The organism is Bacteroides salyersiae, assembly GCF_031172035.1.
Taxonomy (GTDB): domain Bacteria; phylum Bacteroidota; class Bacteroidia; order Bacteroidales; family Bacteroidaceae; genus Bacteroides; species Bacteroides salyersiae.
In genome coordinates this window covers 407,966-432,140 of record NZ_CP133452.1, presented here as the reverse complement: position 1 = coordinate 432,140, position 24,175 = coordinate 407,966, and the positions used below count along the sequence as shown (strand labels likewise).

General features: G+C 44.1%; 14 protein-coding genes. All 14 read left to right on the top strand.

Going from position 1 to position 24,175, the window contains the following annotated elements; genetic code table 11:
* The first annotated feature begins 31 nt into the window (after positions 1 to 31).
* The 14 genes from RB604_RS01645 to mreD all read left to right on the top strand — a co-directional run bounded on the left by RB604_RS01645 (position 32) and on the right by mreD (position 24,173).
* On the top strand, positions 32 to 880 hold the full coding sequence (locus RB604_RS01645) for a peptidylprolyl isomerase (RefSeq protein WP_007480164.1): 849 nt from the start codon (positions 32 to 34) through the stop codon (positions 878 to 880).
* 1 nt (position 881) lies between these two features.
* Positions 882 to 2,156: a M16 family metallopeptidase gene (locus RB604_RS01640; protein WP_055295808.1), complete on the top strand. Its 1,275-nt coding sequence runs from the start codon at positions 882 to 884 to the stop codon at positions 2,154 to 2,156.
* A 70-nt stretch (positions 2,157 to 2,226) separates the two neighbouring features.
* Positions 2,227 to 3,561, top strand: a complete 1,335-nt coding sequence (locus RB604_RS01635; protein WP_172680714.1) for an MATE family efflux transporter — start codon at positions 2,227 to 2,229, stop codon at positions 3,559 to 3,561.
* A gap of 103 nt (positions 3,562 to 3,664) precedes the next feature.
* Entirely contained in the window at positions 3,665 to 6,049 is a 2,385-nt protein-coding gene (locus RB604_RS01630; RefSeq protein WP_055295804.1) for a hybrid sensor histidine kinase/response regulator, read from the top strand.
* A 61-nt stretch (positions 6,050 to 6,110) separates the two neighbouring features.
* The gene (locus RB604_RS01625; protein WP_055295801.1) at positions 6,111 to 10,616 is read left to right on the top strand and encodes a translocation/assembly module TamB domain-containing protein; all 4,506 of its coding nucleotides are present in this window, start codon (positions 6,111 to 6,113) and stop codon (positions 10,614 to 10,616) included.
* A 2-nt stretch (positions 10,617 to 10,618) separates the two neighbouring features.
* The gene (tamL, locus tag RB604_RS01620) at positions 10,619 to 12,985 is read left to right on the top strand and encodes a translocation and assembly module lipoprotein TamL (RefSeq protein WP_044093724.1); all 2,367 of its coding nucleotides are present in this window, start codon (positions 10,619 to 10,621) and stop codon (positions 12,983 to 12,985) included.
* 125 nt (positions 12,986 to 13,110) lie between these two features.
* The gene (locus tag RB604_RS01615; protein ID WP_005934604.1) at positions 13,111 to 14,013 is read left to right on the top strand and encodes a glycosyltransferase family protein; all 903 of its coding nucleotides are present in this window, start codon (positions 13,111 to 13,113) and stop codon (positions 14,011 to 14,013) included.
* A gap of 96 nt (positions 14,014 to 14,109) precedes the next feature.
* Positions 14,110 to 15,495: a S41 family peptidase gene (locus tag RB604_RS01610; protein WP_005934601.1), complete on the top strand. Its 1,386-nt coding sequence runs from the start codon at positions 14,110 to 14,112 to the stop codon at positions 15,493 to 15,495.
* Between the two features lie 328 nt (positions 15,496 to 15,823).
* Positions 15,824 to 17,782, top strand: coding sequence for an ABC-F family ATP-binding cassette domain-containing protein (locus tag RB604_RS01605; protein ID WP_005934598.1), 1,959 nt, complete (start codon positions 15,824 to 15,826; stop codon positions 17,780 to 17,782).
* A 24-nt stretch (positions 17,783 to 17,806) separates the two neighbouring features.
* The gene (locus RB604_RS01600) at positions 17,807 to 19,840 is read left to right on the top strand and encodes a M13 family metallopeptidase (RefSeq protein WP_005934596.1); all 2,034 of its coding nucleotides are present in this window, start codon (positions 17,807 to 17,809) and stop codon (positions 19,838 to 19,840) included.
* A gap of 151 nt (positions 19,841 to 19,991) precedes the next feature.
* Positions 19,992 to 21,515: a bifunctional phosphoribosylaminoimidazolecarboxamide formyltransferase/IMP cyclohydrolase gene (purH, locus tag RB604_RS01595; protein ID WP_005934570.1), complete on the top strand. Its 1,524-nt coding sequence runs from the start codon at positions 19,992 to 19,994 to the stop codon at positions 21,513 to 21,515.
* 128 nt (positions 21,516 to 21,643) lie between these two features.
* Positions 21,644 to 22,666 carry a rod shape-determining protein gene (locus RB604_RS01590; protein WP_002562696.1) on the top strand — a complete coding sequence of 341 codons (1,023 nt, stop codon included), beginning with the start codon at positions 21,644 to 21,646 and terminating at the stop codon, positions 22,664 to 22,666.
* 167 nt (positions 22,667 to 22,833) lie between these two features.
* The gene (gene mreC / locus RB604_RS01585) at positions 22,834 to 23,676 is read left to right on the top strand and encodes a rod shape-determining protein MreC (RefSeq protein WP_055295798.1); all 843 of its coding nucleotides are present in this window, start codon (positions 22,834 to 22,836) and stop codon (positions 23,674 to 23,676) included.
* The gene (gene mreD, locus RB604_RS01580; RefSeq protein WP_021936840.1) at positions 23,676 to 24,173 is read left to right on the top strand and encodes a rod shape-determining protein MreD; all 498 of its coding nucleotides are present in this window, start codon (positions 23,676 to 23,678) and stop codon (positions 24,171 to 24,173) included. The genes mreC and mreD overlap by 1 nt, the downstream gene beginning before the upstream one ends.
* The last annotated feature ends 2 nt before the right edge of the window (positions 24,174 to 24,175 follow it).

The following is a 24,175-nucleotide window of genomic DNA, read 5'->3' as shown; positions in this document are numbered from 1 at the left end:
TATTTGCCTGCATAAATTAAATGAAAGTGTTATGAAAAGGAATTTAGTGATATTATTAACTGTTTTGGTAGTCGGAGCGATAGCCTCTTGTAAACCAGGACAAAAGAATAACTCAGATATGGAAAATCAGAAAGAAACAATGTTGAAAATCGAAACGACTCTTGGGGATATTAAAGTAAAACTTTATAATGAAACTCCGAAACATCGGGATAACTTTATCAAACTGGCCAAAGAAGGTACATATAACGGTACTTTGTTTCACCGTGTGATAAAGGATTTCATGGTGCAGGCGGGAGATCCGGAATCTAAGAATGCTCCGAAAGGTAAGATGTTAGGAACCGGTGACGTGGGGTATACCATTCCTGCCGAAATTGTCTATCCGAAATACTTTCATAAGAAAGGTGCTTTATCGGCTGCCCGCCAAGGCGATAATGTGAATCCGAATAAGGAGTCATCGGGTTGTCAGTTTTACATTGTCACCGGAAAGGTTTTCAATGACTCTACGCTGATCGGTATGGAGCAGCAGATGAATGAAAACAAATTGACTACAATTTTTAATTCGTTGGCGCAGAAACATATGAAGGAAATTTATAAGATGCGTAAGGCGAATGATGAAGACGGATTGTATGACTTGCAGGAGAAGTTGTTTGCACAGGCTCAGGAAGAGGCTGCCAAAAGGCCGGATTTCCATTTCACGAAAGAGCAGGTGGAGACTTATACCACTGTAGGCGGTACTCCGCATCTGGATGGGGAATATACGGTGTTTGGCGAAGTAGTCGAGGGCATGGATATCGTAGATAAGATCCAGAATGTGAAAACAGACCGTAGCGACCGCCCCGAAGAGGATGTGAAGATTGTTAAGGTATCTTTATTGGATTAAGATGATAAAGATCAGCAGGCATGTTCTGGCCAATGGTTTGCGATTGGTGCATTCACAGGATGAAAGCACGCAAATGGTGGCTCTTAATATAGTATATAATGTGGGGGCCCGGGACGAACATCCCGATCATACGGGCTTTGCTCATCTTTTTGAGCATTTGATGTTTGGAGGCTCCGTGAATATCCCCGATTACGATGCTCCTCTCCAATTGGCCGGTGGCGAGAATAATGCCTGGACAAATAACGATATTACGAATTATTATTTGACCGTTCCCCGGCAAAATGTGGAGATTGGATTCTGGTTGGAGTCTGACCGTATGTTGAGTCTTGATTTCAATGAACGGAGTCTGGATGTGCAACGGGGGGTGGTAATGGAAGAGTTCAAACAGCGTTGTCTCAATCAGCCTTATGGCGACGTGGGACATCTGTTGCGCCCTCTTGCTTACAAGGTGCATCCTTATCAGTGGCCTACTATCGGCAAAGAACTGTCGCACATAGCCAATGCCACGTTGGATGAAGTAAAAGACTTCTTTTTCCGTTTTTATGCGCCCAATAATGCAGTGCTTGCTGTCACGGGGAATATATCGTTTGAGGAAACGGTAGCTTTGACGGAGAAATGGTTTGCTTCTATCCCTAAGAGGGATGTTCCGGTACGTCAATTGCCGCAAGAACCTGCACAGACGGAAGAACGCCGTTTGGTAGTGGAGCGTAATGTGCCGATCGATTCTCTTTTTATGGCTTATCATATGTGCGAACGTGCGCATCCCGATTACTATGCTTTTGACATATTGTCGGATATTCTCAGTAATGGAAAGTCCAGCCGTTTGAACCGGCATCTGGTACAAGAAAAGCAATTGTTTTCAAGTATCGATGCTTATATCTCCGGTACGGTGGATGCCGGTTTGTTTCATATCTCTGGTAAACCGGCTGCCGGTGTATCACTCGAAGAAGCAGAAACTGCCGTACGCGAAGAGTTGAATAGGTTGCAGAACGAAGCAGTTACCGTGCAGGAACTGGAGAAGGTAAAGAATAAATTTGAATCTACCCAGATTTTCGGCAATATCAACTATTTGAATGTGGCTACCAATCTCGCTTGGTTTGAACTGAACGGTGCGGCAGAAGATATGGAAAAGGAGGTAGAACGTTATCGTTCCGTTACTGCCGGACAATTGCAAGCGGTAGCACAGACATCCTTTGACAAGAGAAATGGGGTGGTGCTGTATTATAAGGGCCTCTCCCCGGCTGTCTCCGTAAGGGAGGGAGTGAAGTTAGATTGATAACTGATTAATAGCAATAGTTTCTTTTCTTCCTCTCCTGTGGAGAGGGGTGGAGAGAGACTCTATGAATATGAAAAATTACTATGAAACTTATAAGGGGCATTACAAAGCGTTATTCCTTTTGGGATTGCCCATTGTTATCGGACAAGTAGGAGTTATTATTTTGGGTTTTGCCGATACATTGATGATCGGACATCACAGTACCAGTGAGTTGGGAGCTGCTTCCTTTGTAAACAATGTATTCAATCTGGCGATTATTTTCAGTACCGGTTTTTCTTACGGGCTTACCCCGGTTGTAGGGAGTCTGTATGGTAATAAGCAGTTTGCACCTGTTGGGCAGGCATTGCGTTGTAGTTTGTTGGCAAATCTGCTTGTCGGTTTATTGCTGACACTGATAATGGGTATCCTTTATCTGAATGTGGAGAGGTTGGGACAACCGGAAGAGCTCCTTCCCTTGATTAAGCCTTATTACATTGTTTTGCTTATTTCGCTTGTGTTTGTTCTGTTGTTTAATGGTTTTAAGCAGTTTACAGATGGAATTACCGATACCAAAACAGCCATGTGGATATTGTTGGGGGGGAATGTGCTGAATATTATCGGGAATTATATTCTTATTAACGGAAAATTCGGCTTTCCGGAGTTAGGGTTGTTAGGGGCAGGTATCAGTACCCTTTTCTCGCGTATTGTAATGGTGATTGTGTTCGCTGTGATCTTTTTTAGTAGCCGTCGTTTTATACGGTATAAACTCGGCTTTTTCCGTTTGGGATGGTCGAGACAAATGTTTATGCGTCTCAATGGCTTGGGATGGCCGGTTGCTTTTCAGATGGGGATGGAGACAGCTTCTTTCAGTTTGAGTGCTGTGATGATAGGTTGGTTAGGTACTATTGCCTTAGCTTCGCATCAGATCATGTGTGCCATATCCCAATTTACATTTATGATGTTTTACGGTATGGGAGCAGCAGTTGCTGTGCGCGTCAGTAACTTCAATGGTCAAGAGGATACGGTCAATGTACGCCGTTCGGCTTATGCCGGTTTTCATTTGATTATGGCGATGGCAGTGGTGTTGGGAAGCATTGTATTCCTGTTCCGTAATTATCTGGGAGGGTGGTTTACGGATAATGAAGAGGTTTCCGCATTAGTGGCGATGCTGATTATCCCGATGCTGGTTTATCAATTCGGTGATGGATTACAAATCAACTTTGCAAACGCCTTGCGAGGTATTTCGGATGTGAAACCGATGATGCTGATTGCTTTTATTGCTTATTTTATGATATCTTTGCCGGTAGGTTATTTCTGCGGCTTCGTTCTCGATTGGGGGACTGTCGGGGTATGGATGGCTTTTCCGTTCGGACTGACCAGTGCCGGCATCATGTTGTGGCTGCGTTTCCGCTATAAAACAAAATAATGTGCCAATATGCCAATGTGCCAATTGGCTGCGCTATTATGCCGCATGGCAATTGGCACATTGGCACATTGGCATATTGACACATTGCTAAATTATTAATATTATGGCACCTTCGCGTTTTACCAAAGTAAAAATAGCTATAGGGTATTCTCTTTTATTGGCGATATTACTCTTTTCTCTGGTGTTTGTTCATCGTGAGATGGAGACACTTTCTGCATCGGATGACCAGCAGAGTCTGATGACAGACAGTTTGTTGGTTCTTTTACGTGAGAAAGATAAGAATACGATTCAGATGCTTCGGGTATTAAGTGAAGCGAATGACAGCTTGCTTTCGGCCAGGGAAATTGAAGAGATTATAGCTGAACAGGATTCGGTGGTTACCCAGCAACGTGTACAGCACCGCATAATCACAACGCGTGATTCTCTCATTACAAAGCCCAAGAAAAAAGGATTCTTCAAACGTTTGGCAGAGGCCTTCGTTCCTTCCAAACAGGATACGGCAGTATTGGTAAATACTTCGTTGGAGGTTGCTACCGATACCATCCTTGAAGCGTATAACCCGACCGATTCACTGCATCAGAAAATTCGTATGGCCAGTGAACAAAAACGTGCTCAGAAGAAAACGACTATACGGCGCAGGAATGTGCAGTTCCGGCGGTTGGATACACAACTGACAGCCCAGATCGACAGTTTGGTTAAAGAGTATGAACTGAATGTGATGCAACGTGCGCAGATGGATGCGGAGAAAGAGCAATATGTTCGTCAACGTTCTGCCCGCATTATCGGTGGCATTGCTGTGGGAGCCGTTCTGCTTTCCATCTTTTTCCTTATTATTATCTGGCGGGATATCACCCGTAGTAACCGATACCGTAGGGAATTAGAAGAGGCGAACCGCCGTGCCGAAGAACTTTTGAATGCCCGTGAAAAATTGATGCTTGCCATCACACATGATTTTAAAGCACCACTTGGCTCTATTATGGGATATACAGATCTGCTGGCACGCCTTACGAATGATGAACGGCAGCGTTTTTATCTCGATAACATGAAAAGTTCTTCGCAGCATCTTCTGAAATTAGTGAGTGACCTGCTCGATTTCCATCGTCTTGACTTGAATAAGGCAGAAGTGAACCGTGTCACTTTTAATCCCTCCCAGCTTTTTGAAGAGATACGTACAAGTTTTGAACCGTTAACGGCAGCTAAAGGACTTGTTCTTGAATATAAAATAGAGTCCGAACTGGACGGGCGTTTCATAAGTGATCCGCTTCGCATCCGACAGATTGTGAATAATTTATTGTCTAATGCGGTGAAATTTACCTCAAAAGGGGGTATAACGCTTGCGGTAAGTTATTCTTCTTCCCGTTTGCGCGTAGCTGTGACCGATACCGGAAAGGGAATGGCAGCAGAAGACCGAGAACGTATTTTCCAGGAGTTTACCCGCCTGCCCGGTGCACAAGGTGAAGAGGGATTTGGTCTGGGACTCTCTATTGTGCACAAGCTTGTCGTGCTGCTTGAAGGTACTATCGACGTGCAGAGCACGTTGGGAGAGGGAAGTACGTTTACGGTAATCCTACCGCTGTTTCCGGTAGGCAAAGCTGTCGGTTTTGATAAAGACAGGAAAAAGAATCAGTCTCCTTCGGTTACTGAAGCAGATCATATCGACCGGGAGCAAATGGTGAACTCTCCGATGAATATTCTTCTCATTGATGATGATAGGATACAACTGACTTTGACTGCTGCCATGCTTGAGCAGCAAGGAATTCATGCCACATGTTGCGAGCAACTTGATGAACTGACCGAACATCTCCGTGAGCGCCGGTTTGATGTGTTGCTGACCGATGTACAGATGCCTGCCATCAACGGCTTCGATTTGTTGAAATTATTGCGTGCATCCAATATTTCTCAGGCGAAAACAATTCCCGTTATTGCCGTTACAGCCCGTAGCGATATGGATGCGGCCGAATTTATTGAACATGGTTTCTCCGGCTGCCTGCACAAGCCTTTTACGGTAGCCGAACTCCTAATACAGTTGAAAGGTGAAAGTGGAAAGTTGAAAGTTTCTGAAGAGTTGAAAACAGAAAGTGGAGAGCCAAAAGTCACTATGCAAGAAGATTGCGCAGCCAACTTTCAACTTTCAACTTTCAATTTTCAACTAAATCTTGATTTCCGTGCTCTCACCGCTTTTTCCGAAGATGATCCTGAGGCTGCTCGTTCCATTCTGTCCTCATTTGTAGAGGAAACGGAGAAGAACATTGACCAGATGGAAGCCGGTTTAAAAGAAGAAGATACGGATCGGATTGCCGGTATGGCGCATAAGCTGCTTCCGCTTTTAACTATGATCAAGGCGATGGAGATTCTTCCATTGCTGTCGTGGTTGGAAAGTAGGCGAAACGAAAAGTTTTCTGATGAAGTGAAACAAAAAACAAAAGAGGTATTACCGTTGTTACGACAGGTGGTAGATGAGGCAAGAAAGTATTTCTCCACCTTCTAAATCTTTTTTATAGAATTATTTGTTTACTTTGTATTTCCGTTAATGTATTGAAACACGCTTGATGAAACGAAAATGGATAAAATGGGTGAGTTGGATATTACTTACTCCTATATTGCTCTTTGTGGTACTGATGGTATTGCTTTATGTACCCCCCGTACAGAATTTTTTACGGAAGCAGGCCACTTCATATGCATCTGAAGCTACCGGTATGCAAATTAATGTCGGACGTATCGATCTTCGCTTCCCGTTGAACCTGTTGGTTCGGGATGTCGAAGTGATTCAGGTTCCGGATACATTGCTCACACTGGGGAGTCTCAATGTGCATGTACAAGCTATGCCTTTGTTTAAAGGAAAAATAGAAGTAGACGATATTACTCTCCAGCAGGTGACTGTCAATTCGGCCGATCTCATAGAAGGCATGAAAATCCGTGGGGTATTGGGGCGTTTTTTTCTTGAAAGTCACGGTGTCGATCTTACGGATGAAACAGCGGTGATTAATCATGTCGAACTCTCCGACACACACATCGGTCTTGTATTGAATGACACTGCAACTACCGAAAAAACGGATACGGCTTCGGTTCCCATCAATTGGAAAGTAGACCTTCATGCACTAAGTTTGAAAAACGTTTCTTTCAGTATGCAACTTCCTGCGGATACGATGCGTATGGCTGCCCGTGTGAGCGAGGCAAGCATTAAAGATGTATCCGCTGATTTAAAACACCAGTTCTACGGATTGAGATCCTTTTTGCTGACGGGCACTTCGGTTAATTACGATACGGGTAATACCCAACCAGTGGAAGGTTTTGATCCTTCGCACATTGCTTTGAGAGATATTCGTATCGGAATTGATTCGGTACTTTACCGGGGGCGCAATATGAACGCTGTTATTCGTGAGTTTTCAATGAACGAACGTTCCGGGTTAAGCGTGACATCTTTGACCGGACGTGTTTTTGCCGACAGTACGGTTATCCGTATACCGGATTTCCGTTTGCTTACTCCGCATTCGGAAATGAATCTTACTGCCCAGACTTATTGGGAATTGGTGAATATTCCTACTACCGGACGGTTGACCGCCCGTTTCAACGCGCTTATCGGTAAACAGGATGTAATGTTGTTTGCCGGCGGTTTGCCCGAGGCTTTCAAGGAGGCTTATCCTTTCCGTCCATTAGTAGTACAGGCGGGTACGGAAGGCAACTTGAAATCGATGCAGATTTCCCGTTTTAAAGTAAATCTGCCCGGTGCTTTCTCTTTGGAGGGTGGCGGCGAATTGTATAATCTGACAGATAGTACCACACGCTCGGCTGCTCTTGACTTGAAAATGCAGACAGGAAATCTTAATTTCCTGACGGCATTGGGGGGGATGACGCCGGGAGCACCGTTGGTTATCCCGGATAGTATGCTTCTTGACGCTCGTTTGGGGATGGAAGGGTCGAAATACGACGCCCGCCTGTTGTTGAAAGAAGGAGAAGGCCGATTGGGACTTACTGCTGCCCTTAACAGTACTACCGAAGCTTATACTGCCGATTTGCATATAGAGGATCTTCAGATAAATCATTTCTTGCCGAAAGATTCCATTTATGAGTTCAGTGCTTCTCTTGCGGCACACGGGCGCGGGTTCGACTTTACTTCTTATAAGACTGCGGCGGCTCTTAAGGCGACGATTGATAAATTGCATTACGGGGATTATAAAATTTCGGGCATCGGTCTTACAGGGACGGTCAAGAATGCAGTTGCGAATGTACAACTGACCAGTGATAATCCTCTGTTGAAGATGACGGCAGATGCGGAGTACCATCTTGCACATCATTATCCGGATGGAAAAGTCGGGCTGAATGTAACTGGCATCGATACGGAAAAACTTTTCGGTGTCAGTCTTGGTAAGAATTCCGGCAAGCCGTTGGATCTGCAACTTACCGGTGAAGTACGTAAAGAACGTGTATTTACTCATCTTACAGCAGGTGACCTTAAACTGAACCTCAGCGCCCGCGCCGGGTTGGAATTATTAATTCGTCAATCCACTCACTTTGCCGATGTTTTGACAAAGCAGTTGGAAGCGAAAGAATTAAACCACGCAGAATTGCGTAAAGCGTTGCCGACAGCAGTTTTCTCTTTCTCTGCCGGACAGGATAACCCGATGGCCTGGTATCTCGCTACGCAGAATATATCTTATCATGATGCTTCTGCCAAATTGGGGTGTGCACCGGATTGGGGAATTAACGGTAAGGTCGCTCTCCATACCTTGAAGATTGATACGTTGCAACTGGATACTATTTTCTTTACTTTGAAGCAGGATACGAGTCGTATTAACCTGCGTGGCGGAGTAATCAACGGGCCAAAAAATCCACAGATATCCTTTACATCCATACTGACCGGAGAGATTCGTGATAAAGATGCGGAACTGGTGGCACAATATATAAATGATAAAGGAAAAACGGGCCTGCTCTTCGGAGTGAATGCCAAACCGCTCTATGGCGGGCTCGGAAAAGGTAACGGGCTTGCATTGACATTAGTGCCGGAGGAACCTGTCATTGCTTTCCACAAATTCCGTTTTGAGGAACATCACAACTGGATTTATCTTCATAAGAATATGCGCGTTTATGCCAATGTCGATATGCAGGATAATGAGGGTATGGGAATCCGTATGCAATCTTTGCCGAGCGATACCGTTTCGTTGCAGAATATGGATGTCGAATTACGGCGTATCCGGTTGGAGGAAGTGTTCAGCATTCTACCTTATATGCCGCAGATTACCGGATTGCTTTCGGCAGAAGCCCACTATATACAGACGGAGAAATCGTTGGAATTATCTGCGGAAGCAAGTATCGATGAACTGACTTATGAACGGCAGCGTATCGGTGATGTGGCTTTGGGAGCTACCTGGCTTCCGGGAGAGAAAGGTAAGCAGTACGTCAATACTTATCTTACGCATGAGGGTACTGAAATTATGGTTGCTGATGGTGCGTTGTATCCGGCAGTTTCGGGCAAGGACAGCATTGTAGTGAACTCTACACTCGAACATTTTCCTCTCAGCATAGCCAATGTTTTTGTACCCGATCAGATGGTGACTCTTTCCGGCGATATGGACGGCGACTTGCATATTACGGGATATACCGACAGTCCGTTGATTAATGGCGGATTGTCATTGGATAGTGTTTCCGTTTATGCACGGCAGGCCGATGCCCGGTTTATATTTGACAATCGGCCGATACAGGTACAGAACAATCGGATTGTATTTGATAAGTTTGCGATTTATACTACCAGTCAGAACCCGTTCAGTATCGATGGTTATGTCGATTTTCGGGATATGGGCCGGCCGATGGCGAATCTTAAACTGTTTGCGGAAAACTATACGTTGCTTAATGCCAAACGGACTAAGGAGAGTATGGTTTATGGTAAGGTGTTTGTCGATCTTGATGCTACGGTGCGCGGACCGTTGGACGGGCTTATGATGCGTGGTAATGTAAACCTGTTGGGTAATACCGATGTTACTTATGTGCTTACCGATTCACCGCTTACGGTACAGGATCGCTTGAGTGATCTGGTGACTTTCACCTCTTTTGCAGATACCACTTCTCTGAATAAGGAAGAAGAGTCTACTCTCTCTCTGGGGGGATTGGACATGATAATGACAATACACATTGATCCTGCCGTTCGTTTGAAAGCGGATCTGAGTGCCGACCGCAGTAGCCGGGTGGAATTGGAAGGTGGAGGCGATCTCTCTTTACAGTATACGCCGCAAGGTGATCTTACTCTTACCGGCCGGTATACTTTGTCGGGGGGGATGATGAAATATGCCTTGCCGGTGATCCCGTTGAAAGAGTTCCAGATACAAAATGGAAGTTATGTAGACTGGACCGGTAATCCGATGGATCCGATGCTGAACTTCAAGGCGACAGAACGTGTGCGTGCTTCTGTGACACAGGAAGACGGTACATCACGTATGGTGAATTTTGATATTTCGATTGTGGTAAAGAATCGTCTCGATAACCTTTCATTGGCTTTTGAAATCGATGCACCGGATGATGCCTCCGTACAGAACCAATTAGCGGGTATGGGGCCGGACGAGCGTAGCAAACAAGCTGTGGCTATGCTGGCTACCGGTATATATCTTGCCGATTCGGGAGGGGGAAGCGGTATGAATTTGAATATGGGAGCGGCGCTTAACTCCGTGCTTGCCAGCCAGATTAATGCTCTGACAGGAAACATGAAGAATGCCAGCCTTTCGTTCGGAGTAGAAGATCATGATGATTCGGATGCCGGTGGTAAGCGGACGGACTACAGTTTCCGCTATTCCCAGCGTTTCTTTAACGATCGTTTTCAGATAGTGTTGGGAGGTAAAGTTTCTACCGGTGCCAATGCTACTAATGACGTAGAATCGTTTATCGATAATATTTCGTTGGAATACCGGTTGGATCAGTCCGGTACACGTTACATCCGCCTGTTCCATAACAAGAACTATGAAAGTGTTTTTGAAGGTGAAATTACTGAGACCGGTGTCGGTCTGGTGCTCCGCAAGAAAATGGACCGCCTGAGTGAATTGTTTATATTTAAAAAGAAAAAGAAATGAGGATGAAAAGAGTAAAAGCAATCTGTGGGCAGAGGATACGGTTACCTTTCATTGGCATATTGATATATTCTCTTATTGGCATATTATTGTTTGGTTGTTCGACTACAAAACATTTGCCGGAGGGTGAAGTGTTGTATACCGGCAATAAAGACATTTTCAAAGACCCGTCCAAAACTTCTGTCGGCGAGACAGCTATCGGCGAGGTAAAGGCGGCATTGGATAAAAGCCCGTCAACCAAATTATTTGGTGTTTTGCCTATCCCTTTTGGGATGTGGGTGTACAATGATTTTGTAAAGTATGAGAAAGGATTCGGTAAGTGGGTATTCAATCGTTTTGCGGCGAAACCTGTATTTATTTCTACTGTTAATCCGGAATTGCGTGTAAAAGTGGCTACGAACCTGTTGCATGATTATGGCTATTTTAATGGGAAAGTGAGTCAGCAGACAATCGTTAATCCGAAAGACAGCTTGAAAGCACGGGTAGAGTATACAGTCGAGATGCGTAATCCTTACTTTATCGATACGGTATATTATGACCGTTTCACTCCGCAAACACTTCGTATCATGGAACGGGGACGCCGATGGTCATTACTGACTCCGGGCGAACAGTTTAATGTGAGTGATCTGGACGAAGAACGTAACCGTCTCAGTACTTTGCTGCGCAATGTGGGGTACTTCTACTTCCGCCCCGATTATATGACTTATCAGGCTGATACGACTCTTATACCCGGAGGGCACGTCAGTTTACGGCTTATCCCCGTAGCAGGCCTGCCGGCAGCGGCACAACGACGGTATTATGTAGGGAACAAGACTGTTTATCTGATCGGCAAGAATGGCGAGCAGCCCAATGACAGCATGAACTATAAAGGGATGGACATACATTTCTATAATAAGATGCAGGTACGCCCTAATATGCTTTATCGCTGGTTAAACTATCAGGCATATGTGAAGAGTGACTCATTACGCAATTCACAGCGTAGCCGTCTTTACAGTCAGTATCGTCAGCAACGTGTTCAGGAAAAACTGGCTCAATTGGGAATTTTCCGTTATATGGATATGCAATATACACCGCGTGATACGACTGCCGCGTGCGATACGCTCGATGTCACCCTGCAGGCTACTTTTGACAAGCCGCTCGATGCGGAGCTCGAATTGAATGTTACCACCAAGAGTAATGACCAGACCGGTCCCGGCGCTTCTTTCTCCGTCACCCGCAATAACGTGTTTGGCGGTGGCGAAACCTGGAATGTGAAGTTGAAAGGTTCTTATGAATGGCAGACCGGTGGTGGTAAGAATTCTTCTTTGTTGAACAGTTGGGAGATGGGGGCTTCTACTTCTCTTATGTTTCCACGGGTGGTATTTCCTCAGTTCGGAGATCGTGAATATGATTTTCCTGCTTCTACCACTTTTCGTTTGTATGTAGACCAAATGAATCGTGCCAAATACTATAAATTACTCTCTTTTGGTGGAAATGCGACGTATGATTTTCAACCGACACGTACCAGCAGGCATTCATTGACGCCTTTTCGTTTGACTTTTAATGTGTTGCAGCACCGCACGAGTGCATTCGATTCTATCGCCAAAGACAACAGGGCATTGTTGCTCAGTTTGCAGAACCAGTTTATTCCGGCTATGGAATATACTTATACCTATGATAATTCGACTGTCCGTGGAGTGCGTAACTCCAGTTGGTGGCAGACTACTTTTACTTCTGCCGGTAATTTGACTTCTTGTATTTACCGTATTTTCGGCAAGCCGTTCAGTGAAAAAGAGAAAAATCTGTTGGGGGCACCGTTTGCGCAATTTCTTAAATTGAATACCGACTATCGTTATTTATGGAAGATAGATCGTAATAATTCCGTTGCTGCCCGGATAGCCGGTGGGGTGATATGGACCTATGGTAATTCACATGTTGCTCCTTATAGCGAGCAATTTTATGTCGGTGGTGCCAATAGTATCCGCGCCTTTACGGTACGTAGTATCGGTCCCGGTGGCTATCATCCGGAAAAGAGTGAATTTTCTTATCTTGATCAGACTGGTGATATTCGTTTGGAAGCAAACATCGAATATCGTTTCCGCATTTATAAAGATCTTCATGGAGCGGTCTTTTTGGATGCGGGAAACGTCTGGCTGATGCGTTATGACTCCGACCGCCCTGATGCGCAACTCCGGTTGAAAACATTTGCCAAACAAATCGCTCTCGGTACCGGTGTCGGGTTGCGTTATGACCTCGATTTTCTTGTCTTCCGGCTCGATTGCGGAGTGCCTTTGCATGATCCGTATGAAACGGGGAAGTCGGGATACTATAATGTGAGGGGGGCATTTTGGAAACAATTAGGTATACACTTTGCCATTGGTTATCCCTTCTAAGCTTACAATTGAATTAAAAAAAGGTAAACTTTGAACGAAATGTGTCATTCTGCGTCCATATAATTTTGTACATTTGCACCGTTGTCGGAACATTGACATCACTAACCTTTTAATATTACACAGTTATGAAACCAACTTTATTTGTACTTGCTGCCGGTATGGGCAGCCGTTATGGAGGCTTGAAACAACTTGACGGACTGGGTCCGAATGGCGAAACTATTATGGATTATTCTATCTATGATGCGATTCGCGGTGGGTTCGGCAAAGTTGTTTTCGTTATCCGCAAGGACTTCGAGAAAGACTTCCGTGAAAAAATATTGAGTAAATACGAAAACCATATCCCGGTGGAATTGGTATTCCAGGCACTGGATAACCTGCCCGAAGGCTTTACTTGTCCTGCTGACCGTGTAAAACCTTGGGGAACGAATCATGCCGTATTGATGGGTAAAGACGTTATCAAAGAGCCGTTTGCCGTTATCAATGCAGACGACTTCTATGGTCGTGACAGCTTTGCCGTGTTGGGTGCTGCACTGAGCGAGATGGACGGGAAAAAGAATGACTATTGCATGGTAGGTTATCGTGTAGGTAATACATTGAGCGAAAGCGGTTCGGTTGCTCGTGGCGTATGCGAAACGAATGCGGAAGGTTATTTGACAACTGTGGTTGAACGTACGGCCATCGAACGTATTGACGGTAAGGTATCTTTCAAAGATGAGAACGGTGTGATGCAGAGTATTGCCGACAATACTCCGGTTTCAATGAATATGTGGGGCTTTACTCCCGATTATTTTGAATATTCCGAAGAATACTTCAAAGAATTCCTTAAGGCCAATATGGACAACTTGAAAGCCGAATATTTCATTCCGTTGATGGTAAATAAACTGATTAATGACGGAACTGCCCGTGTGAAAGTGCTTGATACTACCAGTAAGTGGTTTGGCGTGACATACGCTGCCGACCGTCAGGGAGTAGTGGATAAGATACAGGCATTGGTGGATGCCGGTGAGTATCCGGCAAAATTGTTCTGATCGTTAAAGGACAATATAAAAAGGGAAAGGGAAGGCATCGGCTTTCCCTTTTTTCGTATCTTTGTCCGCATATATCGAACTAAAAGAAAGATAGTTATGATGAAGTTTTCCATATATGGCCGTATGTGCCTTGTGTTAGGGTTTGTATTCTCTTTTTCCGCCTGTAAGGATGACGATGATGATAAGAGTGATAAAACTACGAACCAATGGATTGAGAGTGCGATGCGTAGTTATTATTTATGGTATGAAGAGATTCCTGATAAAAAGGAACTGAATTTTAATGCTGATCCGGAAGATTTTTTCTACTCACTGTTAGCGTCGGAAGACGGAAAAACCAAAAATAAGACCCGTTATTATTATTCTACAATTAAGAAAAAGAAATCTGTAGCCACACGGTCGAACATGGGAGAAGAACCAACGCTTGGTTTTGAGTTTCAGACTTGGATAATAAACGGTGCGGGATATCGTGCGGTCAGTGTTCTATATGTATTGCCGGGCTCACCTGCTGAGAAAAAAGGTTTGCGGCGTGGTGACTGGATTCATAAAATAAATGGTGCGAATGTAAGTGATGGAAACGTGTCTGATCTGTTGAGTGGGAAAACGGTTGTGTTGGATGTTTCGGATCATTATTCCAATTACGATACACATTCGGTGGAGTTGGTTCCGGCCATGGTAGAGGATGATCCTATTTTTCTGACAAAAACATTTCAAGACGAGTCTACCGGACATAAAAAGGTGGGTTATATGGTGTATAATCACTTCACCTCCGGCCCCGACGGGGATAAGGATGAGACGTATAATAACGAGCTTCGCCAACAGTTTGGTGCATTTAAGGCAGAGGGGGTCGAGGAGTTTGTGCTGGATCTTCGCTACAACGGCGGTGGCCTTGTGACCTCTGCGCAGATACTTGCCGAATTGTTGGCGCCGGAATCTGCCTTGGGAAACACGTTCTGTTATTTGCAATACAATGATATACAGTCTAAAACGGTTACCTATAAATTAGAGGGGGCGGAACAGAATCTCAATCTGCCTCGTCTGTTCGTGTTGACCAGCAACCGCACGGCTTCGGCTTCGGAAGCGGTGATTAACGGATTGCGCCCCTACTACGATGTATATTTGCTGGGCGAACAGACCGAAGGCAAGAATGTAGGTTCTATTACACTCACCAATGACAAATACGATTACGAACTGCATCCCATTGTCTGCCGGATTTTCAATGTGCAGGATCAATCGGAATACAAAGACGGCTTTTCTTCAGACTGGGAACCGGATGAGCCGAATAGCGATTATCGTCCGATAGTGAATCATGTGGAATTGGGGGATAAGGAGAATGATGTGCTGTTGAAAGCCGCTATATATTGGATACGTAACGGAGTGAAGCCTCCTGTTACCGGGTTTACCCGTTCTTCCGGTTTGAAGCTAATGCCCGGTTATTGCTCTCTGGACAGGAAAGCGACGAACGGTGTGCAGGTGCCTTTCTGATATTTTTCTTCTTGCGCATATTATCTGTCGGGAATATGTTATCCTTGCAAATATCAATTGCTAAATCCGTGTTGTGATGAATATTCTTTCTACTGCTCCGTTTCGCAAACTCCCGATAGGGATACAGAGTTTCTTATCCCTTATATGGCAGACGGTCGTAAGCTTGTTGAAATAGGCATCTCTTTCGATTCCGAAGAGCGGAATTTGGGTGAATGGATCATTGACTGAACGAAAATTGACAAATGTAAGTAATTAACCACTTGAAGCTTTATCGGTTAAGGGATAAATTGCTATCTTTGCAACCCAATATCAATTATTCGTTAGCAAAGTGATATCAGTTGAAGGACTTACCGTAGAATTTAATGCCACGCCCTTATTTTCGGACGTGTCTTACGTTATTAACAAGAAAGACCGTATTGCCCTGGTGGGTAAGAACGGAGCCGGTAAATCGACCATGCTTAAAATTCTGGCCGGTTTGCAGAGCCCGACAGCGGGTGTAATTGCCATTCCCAAAGAGGTAACTATCGGCTATTTGCCGCAGGTGATGATACTCTCTGATGCGCATACTGTGATGGAGGAGGCCGAGCAGGCTTTCGAGCATATCTTTCAGTTGCAGGCCGATTTGGAGAGGATGAACCGGGAGTTGGCGGACCGTACCGATTATGAATCGGAAGAATACCATAAGCTTATCGACCGCTTTACGCATGAGAACGACCGTTTTTTGATGATGGGCGGGACTAATTTCCGTGCGGAAATAGAACGTACGCTTCTTGGATTAGGTTTCAGACGGGAAGATTTTGATCGCCCTACTTCCGAATTCTCCGGTGGTTGGCGTATGCGTATCGAACTGGCGAAACTGCTGTTGCGTCGTCCCGATGTACTGCTTTTGGATGAGCCTACGAACCATTTGGATATCGAGAGTATCCAGTGGTTGGAGAATTTCCTTTCCACGCGTGCCAATGCCGTGGTGTTGGTCAGTCACGACCGTGCTTTTCTCAATAACGTAACGACGCGTACCATTGAAATTACTTGCGGGCAGATATACGATTATAAAGTGAAATATGATGAGTTCGTTGTGCTTCGTAAAGAGCGCCGCGAACAGCAGCTTCGTGCCTATGAAAATCAACAGAAACAGATACAGGATACGGAGGATTTCATCGAGCGTTTCCGTTACAAGGCAACAAAGGCGGTGCAGGTGCAGAGTCGTATCAAGCAGTTGGAAAAGATAGACCGCATTGAGGTGGATGAAGAGGATAATTCGGCCTTGCGTTTGAAATTTGTCTGTTCCAGCCGCAGTGGGAATTATCCGGTGATTTGCGAAGATGTGAGAAAGGCATACGGTTCGCATGTTGTCTTCCAGAATGTAAATCTTACGATTAATCGTGGCGAGAAGGTAGCCTTTGTCGGAAAAAACGGTGAGGGTAAATCTACATTGGTAAAATGTATCATGGGAGAAATCACCGATTATCAAGGCAAACTGACAATCGGGCATAATGTGCAGATCGGTTATTTTGCCCAAAATCAGGCACAGATGCTGAACGAAAGTCTTACCGTATTTGATACAATCGATCGGGTAGCGGTGGGAGATATCCGTCTTAAGATCCGTGACATTCTTGGAGCTTTCATGTTTGGCGGGGAGGCTTCGGATAAGAAAGTAAAAGTTCTTTCCGGTGGTGAGCGTACTCGCTTGGCAATGATAAAGCTTCTGCTCGAACCGGTGAATTTCCTTATTCTCGACGAGCCGACCAACCATCTGGATATGCGTTCGAAAGATGTGCTGAAAGAGGCGATACGCGAGTTTGACGGTACGGTGATAATCGTTAGTCATGATCGTGATTTTCTTGACGGACTTGCGACTAAAGTCTATGAGTTTGGTGGCGGGCAGGTGAAAGAACATATCGGTGGTATTTATGATTTTCTGCAGAAAAAAAAGATCGAAAGCCTGAATGAACTGCAAAAGGCTCCTGCGCTTTCCGCATCTCCTGTCGATACTAAAAAGGAAACAGCAACGGAAGGGATTTCTCAATCGGAAAGTAAGCTTTCTTATGAAGCTCAAAAAGAACTTAACAAGAAACTGAAAAAGCTGGAACGTCAGGTGGCCGATTGTGAAACGGAGATTGAGCAGACGGAGTCTGCTATTGCTATTCTGGAAGAGAAAATGGCTACTCCGGAAGGGGCTTCGGACATGACGCTTTACGAACAGCATCAAAAACTGAAACAACAGCTCGACCGGACCGTAGAAGAGTGGGAGAAGGTTTCGATTGAACTGGAAGAACTGAAACAATGATGAGTAATTAACAACTTTAGATATATGAAAGTAATCAAGTATTTACCAATTCTTGCAATTTGCATGATGACAACAGGATGCAACAGCAGCAAGCAGCAGACCCTTACTTCCGGTATTGATCTTGCTAACCTTGACACATTGGCTCTTCCGGGAGCTGATTTTTATCAGTATGCCTGTGGCGGTTGGATGAAGAATCATCCTCTCACAGACGAGTATTCACGTTTCGGTTCTTTCGATATGTTGGCCGAAAACAATCGGGAACAACTTCGCGGACTTATTGAAGAATTAGCTTCCGCTCCCCACGAAGCCGGTAGCGTTGCTCAGAAAGTAGGCGATCTTTATAACATGGCGATGGATAGTGTGAAGTTGAATAAAGACGGTGCAACTCCTATCAAAGCAGAATTAGAGAAGATTGCCGGATTGAAAGATAAGTCCGAAATTTATACCATGATAGCAGAAATGCATAAGAACGGAATGCATCCTTATTTTGCTGTTTATGTAGCTGCTGATGATATGAACAGTTCTGTGAACACGGTGCATACTTATCAAGCCGGTTTGGGAATGGGTGAGCGCGATTATTATTTGGAAAATGATGATAAGACAAAAGAAATTCGTGAGGCTTATAAAAACCATATTGTGAAGATGTTCCGGCTTGCCGGATATGACGAGGCGGTTGCCCGAAAAGCAATGGAGGCTGTTATGAAGATTGAAACCCGTCTGGCTACATCGGCCCGTTCTATGGTGGAATTGCGTGATCCGCATGCCAACTATAATAAGAAAACAATGGAAGAGATGAAGAAGGAATATGCTCCTTTTGCATGGGATGTGTTCTTTTCTACTCTCGGTTTGAATGATTTGGCGGAAGTAAATGTAGGTCAGCCGAATTCCATAAAGGAGGTGAACGATATCGTAAATAATGTAGCGCTTGAAGATCAGAAAGCTTATTTGCAGTGGAATCTTATTAATAACGCAGCAGGTTGCCTGAGTGATGATTTTGTGGCGCAGGACTTTGAATTTTATGGTAAAGTCATGTCCGGAAAACAGGAGATGAAGCCGCGTTGGAAACGTGCTGTGAGCACGGTTGACGGTTCTTTGGGAGAAGCCGTAGGGCAGATGTACGTGGAAAAATATTTCCCGGCTGCTGCCAAAGAACGTATGGTAGGATTGGTGAAGAATTTGCAGACATCTCTGGGAGAACGCATTAAGAATTTGGCTTGGATGAGTGATGCGACCAAAGAGAAAGCACTTGAGAAACTGGCCACTTTCCATGTGAAAATCGGTTATCCCGATAAATGGAAAGATTATTCGTCACTTGAAATCAAGGACGATTCCTATTGGGCAAATATAGAACGTGCCAATCAATGGGAACATGCCGAAATGATTGCGAAAGCGGGTAAACCGGTAGATAAGGATGAGTGGTTGATGACTCCGCAGACGGTAAATGCATATTACAATCCTACTACCAATGAAATCTGTTTCCCGGCAGGTATTCTTCAGTATCCGTTTTTCGATATGAATGCTGACGATGCTTTCAATTACGGTGCTATCGGTGTGGTGATCGGCCATGAAATGACACACGGATTTGACGACCAGGGACGTCAATATGATAAAGACGGTAATTTGAAAGACTGGTGGACGGAAGAAGATGCGAAAAACTTTGAAGAGCGTGCGCAAGTGATGGTTAATTTCTTCGATAGCATCGAAGTGGCACCGGGTGTCCATGCTAATGGACAGTTGACTCTGGGTGAGAATATTGCCGATCACGGTGGTTTGCAGGTTTCCTATCAGGCATTTAAAAATGCAACGGTGCAGGCTCCGCTAAAAGACGAAAACGGCTTTACACCCGAACAACGTTTCTTCCTGGCTTACGCGAATGTGTGGGCAGGCAATATCCGTCCGGAAGAGATCCTTCGTCTTACTAAATTGGATGTGCATTCATTGGGAAAATGGCGTGTCAATGGTGCGTTACCGCAAATCGGTGCATGGTACGAGGCTTTTGATGTAACAGAGGACGATCCGATGTTCCTGCCGGTTGACAAACGGGTGTCTATCTGGTAATAGTTTTGTATAAACAATTGTACATATATCAAAGCGTTGACTCATAATATTTTGAGTCGACGCTTTTTTATTATTAATTCACACCTTATTTATTACGTGCGATAAACAATATTTCGTAACTTTGCACATCAAATACTTAATAAGCAAACCCATGTCTGAGTCAAAAAGAATAAAAACCGCTTTAGTGTCGGTTTATCATAAGGAAGGTTTGGATGAAATTATCACCAAATTGCATGAAGAAGGAGTTGAGTTTTTGTCAACGGGCGGAACTCGTCAGTTTATAGAATCATTGGGATATCCCTGTAAGGCTGTAGAAGACTTGACGTCATATCCTTCTATTTTAGGTGGCCGTGTGAAGACATTGCATCCGAAAATCTTCGGAGGTATCCTTTGTCGTCGTGGACTGGAACAGGATATTCAGCAGATTGAGAAGTATGAAATCCCGGAAATAGATCTCGTGATTGTAGATCTTTATCCATTTGAAGCAACCGTGGCATCGGGTGCTGATGAGGCGGCTATCATTGAGAAAATCGATATAGGTGGAATCTCGTTGATTCGTGCTGCTGCAAAAAATTACAATGATGTGGTGATTGTCGCTTCTCAGGCTCAATATAAACCATTGCTCGATATGTTGATGGAGCATGGAGCCAACTCTTCATTGGAAGAACGCCGTTGGATGGCTAAAGAAGCTTTTGCCGTATCTTCACATTATGATTCGGCTATTTTCAACTACTTTGATGCCGAAGAAGGTTCGGCTTTCCGTCAATCTGCCAATGATCAGAAAATGCTTCGCTATGGTGAGAATCCCCATCAAAAAGGATTTTTCTATGGAAATTTGGAAGCAATGTTCGATCAAATTCATGGAAAAGAAATTTCATATAACAACTTATTGGATATCAATGCGGCAGTTGAACTGATTGATGAATTCGAGGATGTTACTTTTGCTATTCTGAAACACAACAATGCTTGCGGCTTGGCTTCCCGTTCTACGGTACTTGAAGCATGGAAAGACGCGTTGGCCGGTGATCCGGTTTCTGCATTCGGTGGTGTGTTGATAACCAATGCTGTCATTGACAAGGAAACAGCAGAAGAGATCAATAAGATATTCTTTGAAGTGGTGATTGCTCCCGACTATGATGTAGATGCATTGGAAATTCTGGGACAAAAGAAAAACCGTATCATACTTGTCCGCAAAGAAGTTAAGTTGCCGAAAAAGCAATTCCGTTCATTATTGAACGGTGTGTTGGTACAGGAAAGAGACTTGAATATCGAAACTGTGGCTGATTTAAAGGCCGTGACCGATAAAGCTCCTACACCCGAAGAGGTAGAGGATATGTTGTTTGCCAACAAAATTGTGAAGAACAGTAAATCGAACGCAATCGTACTTGCTAAAAATAAACAATTGCTGGCAAGTGGTGTAGGGCAAACCTCCCGCGTAGATGCCTTGAAACAGGCAATAGAGAAAGCGAAAACATTCGGATTCGATTTGAATGGGGCTGTGATGGCTTCGGATGCTTTCTTCCCTTTCCCCGACTGTGTGGAAATTGCAGGTAACGAGGGAGTAACAGCCGTTATTCAGCCGGGTGGATCTGTAAAGGATGAATTGACATTCGAATATTGTAATGAACATGGCATTGCAATGGTGACGACGGGTATTCGCCATTTTAAACACTAAAACAGATTTACGATTTGACAATTTACGATTTATGATGAAAGTTCGTTTCTTTGTAAATCGTAAATGGTTGAATCGTGAGAGAAAGATATTTGAATCGTAAATCGTAAATAGTTAAATCGTAAATATACATGGGATTATTCTCTTTTACACAAGAAATAGCGATGGACTTGGGAACCGCCAATACCATCATCATTACCAATGGTAAGATTGTGGTAGACGAACCGTCGGTGGTGGCTTTGGACCGTCGTACTGATAAGATGATCGCCGTGGGTGAGAAGGCAAAGATGATGCACGAAAAGACCCACGAAAATATACGTACCATCCGTCCGCTTCGCGACGGTGTAATAGCCGATTTCTATGCTTGTGAACAGATGATGCGCGGACTCATCAAACAGGTGAATACCCGTAGTCATTTATTCTCTCCTTCACTTCGCATGGTGATCGGAGTGCCTTCGGGTAGTACGGAAGTTGAACTTCGTGCGGTTCGTGACTCTGCCGAGCATGCCGGTGGTCGTGATGTATATTTGGTATTTGAACCTATGGCTGCTGCTATCGGCATCGGTATCGATGTAGAGGCGCCGGAAGGCAATATGATTGTCGATATAGGTGGTGGTTCTACCGAAATTGCTGTTATTTCATTGGGTGGTATTGTTTCTAATAATTCTATCCGTATTGCTGGTGACGATCTTACTGCCGATATTCAGGAGTATATGAGTCGTCAGCACAATGTGAAAGTCAGCGAGCGTATGGCGGAGCGTATTAAGATCAATGTAGGTGCTGCGCTTACCGAGTTGGGCGATGATGCCCCTGAAGATTATATTGTTCACGGTCCGAATCGTATCACTGCGCTTCCGATGGAAGTTCCCGTATGTTATCAGGAAGTGGCTCATTGTCTGGAAAAGTCAATTTCCAAGATTGAAACGGCCGTATTGAGTGCATTGGAAAATACACCTCCTGAGTTGTATGCCGATATAGTTCATAATGGCATTTATCTGGCGGGCGGTGGTGCCTTGCTTCGTGGACTCGATAAACGTCTGACGGATAAGATTAATATACCTTTCCACATTGCGGAAGATCCGCTTCATGCTGTAGCAAAGGGAACAGGTGTGGCATTAAAGAACATAGATCGCTTCTCATTCTTGATGAGATAAATAATGTGCTAATATGCCAATGTGCCAATATGCCAATTGGCTGCGCTGTTATGCTGAAGAGTAATTAGTATATGGGTGCTATAATTGGCACATTGGCATATTGTTTACATTAACACATTCCTTAATTGTTGCATTCTCTTAATTGGCACATTGAATAATTATTAATCATGCGGAATTTACTGAATTTTCTTCTTAAGTACAATTACTGGCTTCTCTTCATATTATTGGAGGTGATCTGTTTTGTGCTGTTATTTCGTTTTAATAATTATCAGCAGAGTGTTTTTTTTACATCCGCTAATGTCGTTGCCGGAAAGGTTTATGAGGTTTCAGGCGGTATTTCTTCTTATTTCCATCTAAAATCGGTAAATGAGGATTTGCTGGATCGTAATATGGCTCTCGAACAGCAAATAACTAATTTGGAAAACAGATTGAAAGATTATCGGATAGATTCTATAACCATGAATAGTATTCGATATTTGGAGCAGGCCGATTATAAGATATTCAAGGCGCATGTCATTCGGAATAGTTTGAATCAAGCCGATAATTATATCACACTGGATAAGGGCTCTTCGGCCGGTATCCGTCCGGAAATGGGAGTGATAGATGGCAACGGTGTGGTTGGTATTGTTTATAAGACATCCCCTTCTTATTCACTGGTTATTTCGGTTTTAAACAGTAAGTCGAGTATCAGTTGTAAAATTATCGGCAGTGAATATTTCGGTTATTTGAAGTGGGAATATGGTGATTCTCGGTATGCTTATTTAAAAGATCTGCCCCGTCATGCGGAGTTCAATCTTGGGGATACAGTGGTAACAAGCGGGTATTCTACTGTTTTTCCAGCAGGGGTGATGGTAGGCACGGTAGACGATATGTCCGATTCTAATGATGGACTTTCTTATTTGCTGAAAATAAAATTAGCTACTGATTTTGGTAAATTAGGTAATGTCAGAGTGATTTCCCGAAATGGGCAGGGAGAACAGAGGGAACTTGAAAATATGAGTACAAAATAATGATGACAAGCTATATACATAGAATGGGATGGTTTGTGGGATTGGTTCTTTTGCAAGTGCTGATCCTGAATAATGTTCATATAGCAGGATATGCTACTCCCTTTCTATATGTCTATTTCATCTTAAAATTCGCTTCCGGCACTTCTCGTAACGAATTGATGCTTTGGGCTTTCTTTCTGGGACTTACGGTCGATATATTTTCTGATACTCCGGGGATGAATGCGGCGGCGACTGTGTTTTTAGCTTTTGTGCGTCCCACTTTTCTGCGTTTGTTTACACCTCGTGACACATTGGATAGTATCATCCCTTCTATCCGGACGATGGGGATTTCCTCTTTTCTGAAATTTGCGGTGACAAGCGTTTTTGTGCATCATTTGGTTTTGCTCGGTATCGAGTTCTTTTCATTTTCCAACATACCGCTGTTGTTGTTAAGAGTAGTTGCATGTACTTTGCTGACCGTAACCTGTATTATGGCTATTGAAGGAATAAGGAGATAGAC

Excerpts from the sequence above, each read along its gene's own strand:
- RB604_RS01615 (WP_005934604.1), top strand. The coding sequence starts at position 13,111 with ATGAAACCAACTTTATTTGTACTTGCTGCCGGTATGGGCAGCCGTTAT.
- mreD (WP_021936840.1), top strand. The coding sequence starts at position 23,676 with ATGATGACAAGCTATATACATAGAATGGGATGGTTTGTGGGATTGGTT.
- purH (WP_005934570.1), top strand. The coding sequence starts at position 19,992 with ATGTCTGAGTCAAAAAGAATAAAAACCGCTTTAGTGTCGGTTTATCAT.
- mreC (WP_055295798.1), top strand. The coding sequence starts at position 22,834 with ATGCGGAATTTACTGAATTTTCTTCTTAAGTACAATTACTGGCTTCTC.
- RB604_RS01590 (WP_002562696.1), top strand. The coding sequence starts at position 21,644 with ATGGGATTATTCTCTTTTACACAAGAAATAGCGATGGACTTGGGAACC.
- RB604_RS01645 (WP_007480164.1), top strand. The coding sequence starts at position 32 with ATGAAAAGGAATTTAGTGATATTATTAACTGTTTTGGTAGTCGGAGCG.
- RB604_RS01625 (WP_055295801.1), top strand. The coding sequence starts at position 6,111 with ATGAAACGAAAATGGATAAAATGGGTGAGTTGGATATTACTTACTCCT.
- RB604_RS01635 (WP_172680714.1), top strand. The coding sequence starts at position 2,227 with ATGAAAAATTACTATGAAACTTATAAGGGGCATTACAAAGCGTTATTC.
- tamL (WP_044093724.1), top strand. The coding sequence starts at position 10,619 with ATGAAAAGAGTAAAAGCAATCTGTGGGCAGAGGATACGGTTACCTTTC.
- RB604_RS01600 (WP_005934596.1), top strand. The coding sequence starts at position 17,807 with ATGAAAGTAATCAAGTATTTACCAATTCTTGCAATTTGCATGATGACA.
- RB604_RS01640 (WP_055295808.1), top strand. The coding sequence starts at position 882 with ATGATAAAGATCAGCAGGCATGTTCTGGCCAATGGTTTGCGATTGGTG.
- RB604_RS01630 (WP_055295804.1), top strand. The coding sequence starts at position 3,665 with ATGGCACCTTCGCGTTTTACCAAAGTAAAAATAGCTATAGGGTATTCT.
- RB604_RS01610 (WP_005934601.1), top strand. The coding sequence starts at position 14,110 with ATGATGAAGTTTTCCATATATGGCCGTATGTGCCTTGTGTTAGGGTTT.